Raw genomic sequence first — 14061 nt, 5'->3', positions numbered from 1 at the left:
GCCCTTTCGGGGATGGTGGAAGCTCGGGAAAGTCACACACGTTCGGTCGCGAGCTCGACCAAGAGCTCGCGAACTCGGGTATCGAGATCGTCGCGGATCGCGCGAACCTCGTTGAGGGGGCGGCCCTGCGGATCAGAGACCGTCCAGTCCAGGTAACGCTTGCCGAGATAGATCGGGCACGCGTCGCCGCAACCCATCGATACCACCACGTCAGCGGCGGCGACCACATCGTCGGTGAGCGGCTTGGGGTACTCGGTCCCCAGATCGACACCGATCTCAGACATCGCCTCCACGACGGTCGGGTTGATCGAATGAGCCGGCACCGATCCGGCCGAGCGCACATGCACTCGCCCGGCGGCGTGATGGGTTAGCAGTCCGGCAGCCATCTGCGAGCGCCCGGCGTTCTGCACGCAGATGAACAACACCTCGGGCACATCCTTGGGCACTGAACCCTCGGCCTGGGCCAGGGCGCGTAACCGATCGGCAGCGAACCGGCCGGCGAGAGTCGTCAGGTGCGCATGCACCCGCGAGGTGCGCCGTAACGCGGTGTACGACTCGAAGACACAGCGTTCGACCGTCTGCCGAGACACCACCCCCTCGTACTTTGCGGCCAGGTCAGCGGCCGTGCGGGCAAGCACGGTATGGGGCATCAACAGTTCAGGTTGGGCGCGGTGTTCACCGCGCCTCAGACGTTCGTCCAACATGTACTCAGACATCGCGAGCGGTCTCCTTCACCCCGTCTGGGCTGGAACTGGCAGCGGCGGTCGGGCCGGTGAGGCGCTTCCGCAACGCGAGGGACACATAGACCAAGGCCACGAGGACGGGAACCTCGATGAGCGGTCCGATGACCCCGGCCAGGGCCTGCCCGGAGGTCGCACCGTAGGTGGCGATCGCAACCGCGATGGCGAGTTCGAAGTTGTTGCCCGCGGCAGTGAATGCCAGCGTGGTGGTGCGCGCATACCCCAAACCCATCGCGGCGCCGAGCGCGAACCCACCGCCCCACATCACCGCAAAGTAGATCAGCAGCGGCAGAGCGATCCGCACGACATCCCAGGGCTGCGAGGTGATCTGCTCACCCTGCAACGCGAACAGGATGACGATCGTGAACAACAATCCGTAGAGCGCCCACGGCCCCAGGCGCGGCAAGAACGACGACTCGTACCACTCACGACCCTTGGTGCGTTCACCAATCCGGCGGGTCAGATAGCCTGCGACCAAAGGGATGCCGAGGAAAATCAGCACCGACTTCGCGATCTGCCAGGGCGAGGCGTCGATGGTCGTCTGTTCCAGGCCGAGCCAGCCGGGCAGCACCGAGAGGTAGAACCACCCGAGCACGGCGAACATCACCACCTGAAACACCGAGTTCAGGGCGACCAGGACGGCAGCGGCTTCGCGGTCACCGCACGCCAGGTCGTTCCAGATGATGACCATCGCGATACATCGGGCCAGCCCGACGATGATCAGTCCGGTCCGGTACTCCGGCAAGTCCGGGAGCAGCAGCCAGGCCAGCGCGAACATCAACGCCGGGCCAAGGACCCAATTCAGCAGAAGCGACCCGAGGAGCAGGCGGCGGTCGCCGGTGACCGAGTCCAGCTTGTCGTAGCGCACCTTGGCCAGCACCGGATACATCATGATCAGCAACCCGAGAGCGATCGGCAGCGAGATGCCATCGACCTCGACCGCGGCCAACGTGTCACCCAGGCCTGGAACAATACGCCCGAGCAGCAGTCCGGCGACCATCGCTGCGCCGATCCACACCGGCAGAAACCGGTCCAGCGTCGACAGCTTGCCCGCGACCGCGGTGTCAGGGGCGGTCACCGGTCGGCCTCACACGAGCGTGTTTCCCCCACGACCGTAGCGAGATCGCCCAGCAGATCCGACAGTTGCTGCAGCGCTTCAGCGTTCACCCGGTAGTACACCCACGTCGCGCGGCGCTCACTGGTCACCAAGCCCGCTTCGCGCAGCACCTTCAGGTGATGTGAGATCGTCGGCTGCGACAACTCGAAGGGTCCGGAAATGTCGCACACGCAGGCTTCGCCTCCCGGATGCGCGGCAACCTCCGACAACAACCGCAACCGAACCGGATCCGCAAGCGCCTTCAACAGTGGGGTGAGGGCCCCGGTCTGGTCACCACTGAGGCCGCGGCCCGGTGGCAGCAGAAGATTCTTATTCGACACTCGTCAATATTGACATACGTCAATGCAAGCGACAAGGCGTCGATTCCGTTCAGCGGGTGTGACATGCCCGATGGGCTGCAGCCAAGCCGGCACCCTGGTCTTCGGTTCACGCTGCGAGCACTCGACGCTCAGGCGGTGGCAGTTAACGAACCTATCGATCCTGTCGTGCGGCTGGCGATCTCGCAGTGGCCTGATGATGCACCCCGCGGAGCGGTCTCGACATTCTGCGCCGAACACGGGATTTCGCGGAAGTCGTTCTACGAGTTGCGTAAACGAGCACGAGTGGATGGGCCGGCGGCGGTCCTGGAACCCCGTACCCGCCGCCCGAAATCGAGCCCGTCAGCGCTCAATGAGGAGGTCAAAGCGCAGGCGGTGGCCGTGCGCGCCGCGTTGGAAGCATCCGGTCTGGATCACGGGCCGATCAGCGTGCACGACAAGATGCAGTCGATGGGGTTGACGCAGGTGCCTTCGACGGCCTCGCTGGCCCGGATCTTCCGCGAAGCCGGTGTCGCTCGCCGTGAGCCGAAGAAGAAGCCCCGCTCGGCGTGGCGGCGGTTCGTCTACCCGGCGCCGAATGCGTGCTGGCAACTCGATGGCACCGAGTACGTCCTGACCGGTGGCCGCAGGTGCGTCATCCTGCAGCTCATCGACGATCACTCGCGCTACGCCGTGGGCTCACATGTGGCCGACGGTGAAACCGCTGAGGCTGCGATCGCCGTGTTCGACAAAGCAGTGAGCGCCCACGGAGTACCTCAACGACTCCTCACCGACAATGGGCCCGCGCTCAACCCCTCCCGGCGCGGACGTCTCGGCCAGCTCGTCGAGCACGTCCGCGTGCTCGGGGTGGAAACGATCACCGGCAAGCCCTACAAGCCGACCACGCAGGGAAAGAACGAGCGATTCCATCAGACGCTGTTCCGGTATCTGGACAAGCAGCCATTGGCTGACACCCTGGCCGAGTTGCAGGCCCAGGTTGACGCGTTCGATCACATCTACAACACCCAACGGCCTCACCAGGGCCTGCCGGGGCGGGTCACACCACTGGCCGCGTGGCAAGCCACACCGAAAGCCGATGCGCCACACCCGATAGCCGGTGGGTCAGTGTTCGACCGACCTACACCGCGCCCGCGGCCGGCGCCGCGCCCACCCGCCGATCTGCCCGAGGGCGTCCTGGTACGAACTGTCAGCACTTCCGGCACCATCAGCGTGGACTCAGTCACCTACATGGTCGATGTGGACCACGCCTTCGACCAGGTCCTCGTCGGCATCGACGAGGACGTAATCGTCATCGCCAGCACCGAACAAGAAGTCATTGTCGAACACCCCCGGCCCGCTCCCGGCATCACCTACGTCGGCAACAGCCGACCGCGCGGCCCACGTCCCACCAAGAAGACCGGACCGTCACCGAAGTCCTGACACACCAACTGTCACCGAAGTCCTGATTCAGAACTGTCACCGAAGACCCGATACATCACATTTCCAAGTCCCGGACGTCCTACAAATCGAACCACGACGTACTGACAGGCCTCCGACTTCGAGATAATCGTGTCTGCGTGGCGGCCAGTGCGAATCACCATGGCTGGAGCTCAGGCGACAAGAGAGATCATCGTGAGACACACCGTTTAGTTCAGGACGGTGACCGCGAGATCGCGGTGCCGGCGCTGATACACCGAGCCGAAGCGTGCATCGATCCGAATCCACGCCGCCGACATCCGGATTCGTACCGGTTCGTCGGCTGCGATCGCCCCGGTGTCGGAGGTCTCGGTGACCGCTCGTCCGTCCGCGTCGCGGATGAATCCCATGCCGGTCAGGGCGAAGACCGATCGCATGCTCACCGCGGCCCGCAGCGCACCCTCCTCCGACGTGACCTCGAGGACATCCTGATCGAGCAGACCCGTTGCGGGACCGTGCCCGCTCCCCTCCTCGCGCGCCACCCGGGCGCCTTCTCGGGACAGTTCGACCACGCTGCGGGCGGGTACGTCGTCGATGTGCCGGAACCCGACCGCAGCGGGAAGCGCTCCGCGCCAGGCACTGTCGAGTGAGAAGCCGGGATCGACCGCGGTGCCCGGGCCGGCCGATTCGACGGTCGCACGCAGTGTCGAAGCGTCGCACACGATGTCGGTCGGCGCGATTCGTCCGGTCACCGACCGGGTGGCGAGGACGTCGAACCCGGTATGTGCCCACAAGGCCACCAGACCGTCCGAACGCGCGACCACCCGGACGACGGCGGCATCGTCGAGACGTACTGCGTGCGAGAGGAACGCGAGGGCGTTCGATCGGTCCGAGGACGCGAACTCGATGAACCGCTCCATCAACTCGGCCCGCCGCGTGTGGCCGATTCCCCGGCAGGGCGGCGGAATCCGGCGAGGTAGACCTTCTGTTCCGGGGTGAGCCGGGCGATGCGCTGGGCCGCCACGTCGAAGGCGACGAGCTGTGTGCTGGCGACCACGGCGGGGCGAGAGGCGGGGTCGGCACCCGCCGCGCGCACTTCGTAGCCGACGGTGAAGTCGACGGCCCGCAGGCGTTCGACGAACATGGTGACCTCGATCGGTCCCTCGGAATGACGCAGCTGCGCTTGATATCTCACGTGTAGGTCGGCGACGAGGCAGCCGTCGCGCAGGGGCGCGGTCGGTCGGCCGTCGTAGAAGAGCCAGGGAATGCGCGCCTCTTCGAGCAACGTCACCATCCGGGCGTGGTTGATGTGCGCGTAGACATCCATGTCCGACCAGCGCACCGGCACCTTGACCAGGTATCCGTCAGCGGTCGTGGTCCCGGCGTCCTCGTTGAGCACGTGCGTCATCCCCTGTCAGATCGGTGTCGGCGGGCGGCCAGCGCGGCCACCCCGGCCCAACCCTACGCACTACCCGACCCGGTCAAGCAGGCGCGATCTCCACCGGCAGACCGTTGAGGACGACGGTCCCCGAGAGCGGGTCCAGCAGGGCGCCGTCGTTCAGGTCGTTCACGTTCGCACCCGGCTCGGCGGCAGCGACGCCCAGTCTGATGCCGTCGACATCATGACCCCACCCGTGCGGCAGCGACGCGACCCCGGGCCGGATGTCGGTGGTGATCTCGACGGGAACGGTCAGCGAACCGCCCGCACCACGGACCTTGGCGACGTCGGAGATGCCGAGTCGGTCGGCATCGTCGGGATGCATGAGCAGGGTGCAGCGATTGGTACCGCCGGTGAGGGCCGGGAGATTGTGCATCCAGCTGTTGTTCGAACGCAGGTGGCGGCGGCCGACCAGCAGCAGGCTGCCGTCGGCGGCCGGCGCCGGGTCGCCCCCGGCGTCCACCGCTGCGCTCAGGCGTGCGAGGTCGCCGATGAGCGGGTCGGGAGCGAGTTCGATCTTGCCGGATGCCGTGCGGAGCACCCCGGGCAGGCGCGGCCGCATCGGCCCCAGGTCGATGCCGTGCGGCGCGGCCAGCACATCCGCGAACGTGAGGCCGTTGCGCGCGCCGAAGGCGTCGCCGTACGCCCCGAGGCGGAACAGCATGTCCAGCCGACGCTGGTGCCCGGGCGCGTCGGGCAACTTCGCGACGAGCGAGGCGACGTCACGGCCGGCAACGGGCGAATAGGGGTCGGCGACCTCCTTCGACAGAGTCGCCGCGATGACCTGTTCGTCGACGAGCCCCGGGTCGGCGTCGACCCCGGCCCCGGACAGGCCCATGATCAGCCGGCACACGATCTCGATCTCGTCGGGACGGCCTGCCGGCAGCGGTAACACGGGCGGCGAGTAGCGGGCGGTGGCCCGGACCGCCAGGTTGTTCAGGATGGCATCGAAATGCGGACTCTGCGACGGGCGCGGCGGCGGCAGCACGACGTGTGCGTGCCGCGTCGTCTCGTTCAGATAGGGGTCGACGCAGACCACGAACTGTGCGTCGTCGAGTGCGCGTCCCAGTCGTGCGCCGTTCGGCGCGGACAGGACGGGGTTACCCGACACCGTCACCAGCGCCCGCAACCGCCCCTCGCCGGGCGTCTCGAACTCCTCGGCCATCGCGACGGCGGGGAGCTCACCGCCGACCTCCGCGTGACCGGAAACCCGGCTGCGCCACCGCCCGGTACGGAACCCCCGGCCCGCACGGGCCGGGCGGGGCGACGGAGCGGTCGGTGCGAGCGGGAACATCACTCCCCCGGGCCGGTCGAAGTTGCCGGTGAGGATGTTCACCACGTCGATGAGCCAACTGCCGATGGTCCCGAATTGCACTGTGGTGGTGCCCATCCGGCCGTAGACGGCGGCCGATTCCGACGCGGCGATCGACCGGGCGAGAGCCCGGATGTCGGCGGCCGCCACACCACAGAACGAGGCGACCCGTTCGGGAGTGAAACCGCTCAGCTCGTCGCGCAGCGCCTCCACGCCGGTGACATGCGTGGCGATCCCGCCGAGGTCGGCGGCGACGAGGTCCTCGTCGAACAGGCACTGCACCACCGCGCACAGCAGCGCCGCATCCGTTCCGGGCCGCGGCGCGATGTGGGTGTCCGCCAACTTCGCCGTGCGGGTGCGTGCCGGGTCGATGACGGTCAGGCGCCCGCCCCGGCGGCGCAGCGCGGTCAGTTTCCCGGGGAAGTCGGCGGCGGTGGTCACACTGCCGTTGGAGACCACCGGGTTCGCTCCGATGATCACGAGATGATCGGTGCGGTCGAGGTCCGGGACGGCAAAAGTCCCCGCATGACCGACGAGGTAACCGGTGGCCGCCTGCTTCGGCATCTGGTCGAGGGTGCTGGCGCTGAACACGTTGCGGGTACCGAGTGCCCGGATGAGCAAGGGCGCGTACATCGTGCCGGCGACGGTGTGCGCGGACGGATTGCCGAGGTAGAAGCCGATCGACTCGCCGCCGGAGGTCGAGATCACCTCGCGCAGCCCGTCGACCGCAGCGGTGAGCGCTGTGTCCCAATCGGTTTCGACGAGCCGACCATCGCGCCGGATGAGCGGACGGTCGAGACGATCGGGATCGTTGTCGAGCTGGGCGAAACTCGCACCCTTCGGACACAGGTAGCCGGCACTGAACACGTCGTCGGCGTCACCGCGCGCGGCGGTGACGATCTCGCCGCCGGTCGTGCGGTCCCGGCCGATGGTGAGGGTCAGACCGCAGGTGGCCTCGCAGAGCGGGCAGATGCGCGGTGCGGTTCGGGTCATGTGCTCAGGCTAGGCGCTCGGCACACCTGACTGCGACGGATTCGACGACGGCAGCCGTCGCCTGCGCATCAGCGGATCACGCTCCGCAGCTGCCGGGCCGCGACGGAGAGCGTGGCCAGGTCCGCGGTCCCGGTCTCCTCGATCTCCCGGAGCACGCTACGTACCCGGCTCAGCCGGTTCGACCGCGAGGACTCCCACTCGGCGATCTTGTCGGCCGTGCTCTCCCCGGGTTCGCTGACCTCCAGGATCCGCAGGGTCAGCGCACGGAGCGCACCGTGCATGTCGTCACGCACTGCCAACCGGGCCAGCGCATGCCATCGATCGCCGAATTCGAGTCCCGACACCGCCGTGAGCAGCTGTTCGAGACCGAAGTGCTCCATCACCCCGAAGTAGAGGTCGCCGACCTCGCCGGCGTCCCGGTCGGCGATCTCGGCCGCGTCGATGATGTCGAGCAGACAGAAGCGGTGCAGGCTAGCCGCGACGGTGTGGGCGAGGTCCTCGGGAACGCCGTGCTCGATGTAGGTGTCGGCGCGCTCGGCGACATCGCGTGCCGAACTCGGCCCGTACCAGTCGTCGATGACCTCGGACAGTGCTGCCACCCGCTCGCCGTAGCGGGTGATCTCGGCGGCCATGGCCAATGGTTGCGGCCGGAAGGCGAGCAGCCACCGCGAGGCGCGGAACAGCAGACGGCGCGCGTACAGCATCATCTCGTCGACGGCCTCGACCGGAGCCGGTGCATGCCGAATGCCCTCGAACACCTCGTTCATGCCGAAGACCTTGTTGGACACCACATACGCGCGGACGCCCTCCTCGGTACTGCAGCTGCTCCCCTCGCTCAACCGGAACAGGTGGGTCATCCCGGCGTGGTCGATCACGTCGTTGACGAGGGTCGTCGCCACGATCTGACGCCGCAACCGGTGTCCGCTGATCGCGTCGGAATGCTCGGTGCGCACCGCGTCCGGGAAGTAGCGCGCGACGCGGGGTGCGAACACGTCGTTGTCGGGGAGGTCGGTGGCGAGCAGGTCGGATTTGGACTCGAGCTTGACGTGCGCCATGAGCGTGGCGAACTCGGGCGACGTGAGACCGCGGTGGAGCTCACTGCCGACCCGCTTGCGCAGCTCGCGCGGCTCGGGCAGCGCTTCCAGGCGTAGGTCGACGCCCCGTTTGGCGGCGAGGTGTTCGAGCATGCGGGCGTGCACCTCCACTCGCAGCAGCTCGAATGTGCGGCAGAATCCGAGCTCGGAGTTCTGCGAGATGTTGTCGGCGAGAACGAGTTCGGCGACCTCGTCGGTCATCGACTCCAGTAGGGGGTCGCGTTCGTCGGCGTCGAGGCCGCCCGCCGAGACCGCCGCGTCGAGCAGGATCTTGATGTTCACCTCGTGGTCGGAACAGTCGACCCCGGCCGAGTTGTCGAGGGCGTCGGTGTTGATCCGGCCCCCGGCGAGGTCGAACTCGATGCGCCCGCGTTCGGTGACCCCGAGGTTGCCGCCCTCTCCGATCACCCTGGCACGCAACTCGTTTCCGTCGACGCGGATCGCGTCGTTGGACTTGTCGCCGACACTCGCATGTGATTCGGTCGACGCCTTCACGTAGGTCCCGATGCCGCCGTTCCACAGGAGGTCGACCGGAGCGAGCAGGATCGCGCGTATCAATTCGGGTGGTGAGAGTTCTGTCGTGCCGTCTTCCATGCCCAGCGCGTCCACCATCTCGGGGGTGATCGGGATCGACTTGCGGTCGCGCTCCCACACCCCGCCGCCGGCACTGATGAGGTCGGTGTCGTAGTCCGCCCACGACGACCGCGGGAGGCCGAACAACCGCTTCCGTTCGGTGAACGACGCCGCCGCCTCCGGATCGGGGTCGACGAAGATGTGCCGGTGATCGAACGCGGCGACGAGCCGGATATGCTCGCTGAGCAGCATCCCGTTGCCGAACACGTCGCCGCTCATGTCGCCGATCCCGACGACGGTGAAGTCCTGCGACTGCGTGTCGGTCCCCATCTCGCGGAAATGCCGCTTGACCGACTCCCACGCGCCCCGGGCAGTGATACCCATGGCCTTGTGGTCGTACCCGGCCGACCCGCCGGAGGCGAAGGCGTCGCCGAGCCAGAACCCGTACGACTTCGACACGTCGTTGGCGATGTCGGAGAACGAGGCGGTGCCCTTGTCGGCCGCCACCACCAGGTAGGTGTCGTCGGAGTCGAGCCGGACGACCCCGCGGGCGGGGATGACCTCCCCGGTCGCGAGGTCGATGTTGTCGGTCACGTCGAGCAGGCCGGCGATGAACTGCCGGTAGCACGCGATCCCTTCCTCCCGCTGCGCCTCCCGGTCCCGCGCGGCGTAACCGGTCGGCGGCGGCGGCTGTTTGACCACGAAACCGCCCTTGGCGCCGAGCGGCACGATCACCGCGTTCTTCACCGCCTGCGCCTTGACCAGGCCGAGGATCTCGGTGCGGAAATCCTCCCGGCGGTCCGACCAGCGCAGGCCGCCACGGGCGACCGAGCCGAATCGGAGGTGCACCCCCTCTACGCGCGGTGAGTAGACGAAGATCTCGTGCAGCGGACGGGGTTTAGGGGTCTGCGGGATGTCGCGCGGACGGAGTTTGAACGAGATGACCGGACAGTGATCGGAGTCCGACGACCCGCCGTCGACGAAGTAGTTCGTGCGGTCGGTCGCCGACAGCACCGCCGCGAACGCGGAGACGATGCGGTCGGCATCGAGGCCCAACACGAGTCCGATCTCCTCGTCGAGCTTGTCGCGTACCCGCTTTCGGCGCTGTTCGTCGGCGGTGTCGGGATCGAACGACGCGACGAACAGGTCGACGAGGCCGCGGGTGATGGCGAGGTGTTGGCCGAGGACGCTGGCGACGTGGGCCGAACTGTACGAGAACCCGCATTGGCGCAGGTACTGCCCGTAGGCGCGCAGCATCGCCGCCGACCGCCAGTCCAGGCCCGACCTGATGACGAGTTCGTTGTAGGCGTCGACGTCCGCACCGGCGAGCCAGATCCGGCGGAACGCCTCGGTGAACCGATCGGCGAGGTCGTCGGCGTGGTCGAGGTCGACGGTCATCCCGGCCGCGAGTTGGACGCTGAATTCGTAGGCCCAGCAGACGGTGTCGTCGAGCCGATGGATCTCGTACGGGTGCTCCTCGAGGACATCGAGACCGAGACTGTGCAACACCGGCAGGACATCGGTCAGTGTCGCCGACGCACCGCAGAGGTACAGCGTGAAGATCCACCGGTCCGGCTCGCGCCCGTCGGTCGCCGTCTCGGCGGCGTCGAGGGTCACGTCGATCTCACCCGGTTCCAGACCGACGACGCGGATGAGGTCGGCGAGGGCCGCATGCGGCTCGCGGAGCTCCTTGTAGTCCTCCGACAACGAGGACAACTGGCGCAGCAGCACGTCCGGGCCGCCGTCGAGTGCCGGGACGTCTTCTGCGACAGCCAGTTCGCGCACCCGCTCGTCCCAACCGCGGATGGCGGCGACCAGCGCCGCCTGCACGCGTGCGTGGGCCGGTGATCCGGTGTCGACCGAGCCGAGTTCGGCCGCCGTCGTCGGGTCGATACAGACCAGCACCTGCAACAGTGCCAACGGCATCTCGCTGACACGCGCCGTGTACTCCAGCCCGGTCCCGTCCACCTCGGCGACGAGCGCGCGCTCGAGGGCGAGACGGGTGGACGTGTTGTAGCGGTCCCGGGGCAGGTAGATGAGGGCGACGGCGGTGCGTCCGTCGAAGTTGGTGCGCAGGAACAGCCGCAGCGACCGCGTCGCCACCGCGTCCAGCATCTCGGTCAGGCGGCGTTCGAGCTCGTCCTCGGTGGACGAGAACATCTCCACCAGCGGATAGTTCTGCAGCAGCTCGATCATGGACTGACCGGCGAAGGAATCCTCCTCGACGCCCGCCTGCGCGAGGACGTCGTGCACCTTGGCGCGCAGGACCGGGACGTCGAGCACCGCCTGATGATTGCCGGCGGAGGTGAGGGTACCCAGGAAACGATGCTCGCCGTCGTGTTCGCCATTCGCATCGAACGTCGGAACCTGCACGAGCACAGGGAAATTGGTGCGCTGGATGCCGGTCGCCACGAACACCCGGCTGACCCGCGGGACCAGCGGACGATCAGTCACCGACGGGAAGTCGCGGCTGACGGAGTCGGTTCGCCACACACCGAGACGGGCGGCGTCCCCGGCGGGCCCGTCCCCGCCCACCCGCACATGGCCCAGCGGGTGGAAGTGGTTGCCGGCGAACCACTCGAGCAGTGCGGCGTACTCACCACGGTCGGCGTCGGAGACTCCGGCCCCCGGCAGCGGCGCCTCGGCCATCCCGGCGGCGCACTCGGCCATCCGAGAGCGCATCGCCGACGCATCGGCGTCGACGTCGATGACCCGCGAGACGACCTCGCGGAGGTCGTCGCGCAGCGGTTCAGGATCGATGCCCGGGTGACGTGCGAGGCCGCAGACCGCGATCCAGGACTCCGGGGTCGTCTCGCCGGAGTCGACGGCGACGAGTGTGCCGTCGGGGTCCCGCTGAACGGGTATCACCGGGTGGTCCATGCGATCGACGGTGAGGTCGTGCGCCTCGACCGTGGCCAGGACGGCTTCGACGAGCATCGGCATGTCGTCGTTGACGACGAGGATCTCGACGGTGCCGCCCTCGCCCGCGGTCACTCCGACGAGCGCCTCTCCGCGGCGGCGGACCCGCGCGTCATCGAGATGTCTGCGCACCCGGTCGGCGGCCGACTCACCTGCCGACCCGTCGGTCCGCGACCTGAAGTAGTGGTCCACCGCGTCCGGAACGAGTGACGTCACATCTGCCGATGCTAGTCACCCGCGCCGGGCGGAACCGGGATTAATCGCGAGTCAGTTTGCGGTGCGTGACCCGGTGCGGGCGGGCGGCGTCGGCGCCGAGGCGATCCACTTTGTTGGCCTCGTAGGCCTCGAAGTTGCCCTCGAACCAGAACCACTGCCCCTCTTCGACGTTGCCTTCCCACGCCAGGATGTGGGTACAGGTGCGGTCGAGGAACCAGCGGTCGTGGCTGATGACCACGGCACACCCGGGGAACTGCTCCAGCGCGTTCTCCAGCGAGCCCAGGGTCTCGACGTCGAGGTCGTTGGTCGGCTCGTCGAGAAGGATCAGGTTGCCGCCCTCTTTCAGGGTGAGCGCGAGGTTCAGGCGGTTGCGCTCACCACCGGAGAGCACCTCCGAGCGCTTCTGCTGGTCAGGGCCCTTGAACCCGAAGGCGCTGACGTAGGCGCGCGAGGGCATCTCGTTCTGGCCGACCTCGATGTAGTCGAGCCCGTCGGAGACGACCTCCCACACCGTCTTCTTGGGGTCGATGTTGGCGCGGCTCTGGTCGACGTAACTCAGCTTGACCGTCTCGCCGACCTTCACCGTGCCCGAATCGGGCTGCTCGAGGCCGACGATCGTCTTGAACAGGGTCGTCTTGCCGACGCCGTTCGGACCGATCACACCGACGATGCCGTTGCGCGGCAGGGTGAACGACAGGTCCTTGATGAGAACCCGGCCCTCGAAGCCCTTGTCCAGGTGCGAGACCTCGACCACGACGTCGCCCAGGCGCGGCGGCGTCGGGATCTGGATCTCCTCGAAGTCGAGCTTGCGGGTCTTCTCCGCTTCGGCCGCCATCTCCTCGTAGCGTGCGAGGCGGGCCTTGTTCTTGGTCTGGCGGGCCTTGGCGCCGGAGCGGACCCAGGCGAGCTCTTCCTTGAGCCGCTTCTGCAGCTTCTGGTCCTTCTTGCCCTGGACCTCGAGACGCTCGGCCTTCTTCTCCAGGTAGGTCGAGTAGTTGCCCTCGTAGGGGTGCAGCTTGCCGCGGTCGACCTCACAGATCCACTGCGCGACGTGATCGAGGAAGTACCGGTCGTGGGTCACGGCCAGCACTGCTCCCGAGTAGTTCGCGAGGAACTGCTCCAGCCACAGCACCGACTCGGCGTCGAGGTGGTTTGTCGGCTCGTCGAGCAGCAGGAGGTCGGGCTTCTGCAGCAGCAGTTTGCACAGTGCGACGCGGCGACGTTCACCACCGGACAGGTGGGTGACCGGCGAATCGGCCGGCGGGCAGCGCAGCGCATCCATCGCCTGCTCGAGCTGGGAGTCGAGGTCCCAGGCGTCGTTGTTGTCCAGGTCCTCCTGGAGCTTGCCCATCTCTTCCATCAGCTCGTCGGAGTAGTCCGTCGCGAGCTGTTCGGCGATCTCGTTGAAGCGGTCGAGCTTGACCTTGATCTCACCCATGCCCTCCTCGACGTTCTCCTTGACCGTCTTCTCCTCGTTGAGGGGCGGCTCCTGCAGGAGGATGCCGACGGTTGCGTCGGGGTCGAGGAACGCCTCGCCGTTCGACGGCTGGTCCAGGCCGGCCATGATCTTCAGGATCGACGACTTGCCCGCGCCGTTGGGTCCCACGACGCCGATCTTGGCGCCCGGGTAGAAGGACATGGTGACGTCGTCGAGGATGACCTTGTCGCCGTGCGCCTTGCGAACCTTCTTCATCGTGTAGATGAACTCAGCCACGTGAAAACTCCTTCGGACCTGCTCGATGCCGTGTGATCTGTCTGCCGCGGACGCGGGGGGTGTGCGCCCGGGCGCACACACAATGGGGACAAGCCTAGTCGCCGTCGCATGCCGGGCGACGGTCCGGTGCGTCTGCGCCGGTTCGGTGCACCGTCTTTCGCGGTTGACGCGCGGGTGGGCAGGTTTGCCGAGAGAATGTCGTGGGGACGAGAACGGGGGAATGGGTGAGCGCC

At 67.5% G+C, this 14061-nt stretch carries 8 protein-coding genes and 1 pseudogene; 1 reads left to right on the top strand and 8 read right to left on the bottom strand.

Features of this window, described 5'->3' with window-relative positions:
• Positions 1-32: 32 nt before the first annotated feature.
• Genes GR168_RS09565 through GR168_RS09555 form a run of 3 tightly spaced genes read right to left on the bottom strand, consistent with a single transcriptional unit; the run spans position 33 to position 2177 of the window.
• On the bottom strand, positions 33-716 hold the full coding sequence (locus tag GR168_RS09565) for an arsenate reductase ArsC (RefSeq protein WP_137811029.1): 684 nt from the start codon (positions 714-716) through the stop codon (positions 33-35).
• Positions 709-1818 carry an ACR3 family arsenite efflux transporter gene (arsB, locus tag GR168_RS09560; RefSeq protein ID WP_137811030.1) on the bottom strand — a complete coding sequence of 370 codons (1110 nt, stop codon included), beginning with the start codon at positions 1816-1818 and terminating at the stop codon, positions 709-711. Before arsB ends, GR168_RS09565 begins: the two co-directional genes overlap by 8 nt.
• Complete coding sequence (locus tag GR168_RS09555) at positions 1815-2177, bottom strand: metalloregulator ArsR/SmtB family transcription factor (RefSeq protein ID WP_137811031.1); 363 nt, start codon at positions 2175-2177, stop codon at positions 1815-1817. Before GR168_RS09555 ends, arsB begins: the two co-directional genes overlap by 4 nt.
• 153 nt (positions 2178-2330) lie before the next feature.
• Here GR168_RS09555 and GR168_RS09550 point away from each other — a divergent pair.
• Positions 2331-3619 (top strand): annotated as a pseudogene (locus tag GR168_RS09550) (IS481 family transposase).
• 180 nt (positions 3620-3799) lie between these two features.
• On the opposite strand, the gene GR168_RS09545 reads toward GR168_RS09550, so the two are convergent.
• The 5 genes from GR168_RS09545 to ettA form a co-directional block, all read right to left on the bottom strand.
• Entirely contained in the window at positions 3800-4489 is a 690-nt protein-coding gene (locus tag GR168_RS09545) for a hypothetical protein (protein ID WP_058250035.1), read from the bottom strand.
• Complete coding sequence (locus GR168_RS09540; RefSeq protein ID WP_065629020.1) at positions 4489-4977, bottom strand: thioesterase family protein; 489 nt, start codon at positions 4975-4977, stop codon at positions 4489-4491. The genes GR168_RS09545 and GR168_RS09540 overlap by 1 nt, the downstream gene beginning before the upstream one ends.
• A 73-nt stretch (positions 4978-5050) precedes the next feature.
• Positions 5051-7312 (bottom strand): molybdopterin-dependent oxidoreductase, encoded by a 2262-nt coding sequence (locus tag GR168_RS09535; protein WP_159370611.1) that lies wholly within the window; start codon positions 7310-7312, stop codon positions 5051-5053.
• A 68-nt stretch (positions 7313-7380) separates the two neighbouring features.
• Positions 7381-12114, bottom strand: coding sequence for an NAD-glutamate dehydrogenase (locus GR168_RS09530; RefSeq protein WP_159370610.1), 4734 nt, complete (start codon positions 12112-12114; stop codon positions 7381-7383).
• Positions 12115-12154: 40 nt separating this feature from the next.
• Positions 12155-13828 (bottom strand): energy-dependent translational throttle protein EttA, encoded by a 1674-nt coding sequence (gene ettA, locus GR168_RS09525; RefSeq protein WP_065629023.1) that lies wholly within the window; start codon positions 13826-13828, stop codon positions 12155-12157.
• Between the last annotated feature and the right edge of the window lie 233 nt (positions 13829-14061).

The organism is Gordonia sp. JH63, from assembly GCF_009856645.1.
GTDB lineage: Bacteria > Actinomycetota > Actinomycetes > Mycobacteriales > Mycobacteriaceae > Gordonia > Gordonia hongkongensis.
The sequence above is the reverse complement of the archived record's forward strand: the minus strand, read 5'-3'. Positions and strand labels throughout refer to the sequence as shown.

Bases quoted from the DNA above. Each gene is read 5' to 3' on its own strand.
- GR168_RS09565 (WP_137811029.1), bottom strand. From the start codon at position 716: ATGTCTGAGTACATGTTGGACGAACGTCTGAGGCGCGGTGAACACCGC.
- GR168_RS09545 (WP_058250035.1), bottom strand. From the start codon at position 4,489: ATGGAGCGGTTCATCGAGTTCGCGTCCTCGGACCGATCGAACGCCCTC.
- GR168_RS09540 (WP_065629020.1), bottom strand. From the start codon at position 4,977: ATGACGCACGTGCTCAACGAGGACGCCGGGACCACGACCGCTGACGGA.
- GR168_RS09535 (WP_159370611.1), bottom strand. From the start codon at position 7,312: ATGACCCGAACCGCACCGCGCATCTGCCCGCTCTGCGAGGCCACCTGC.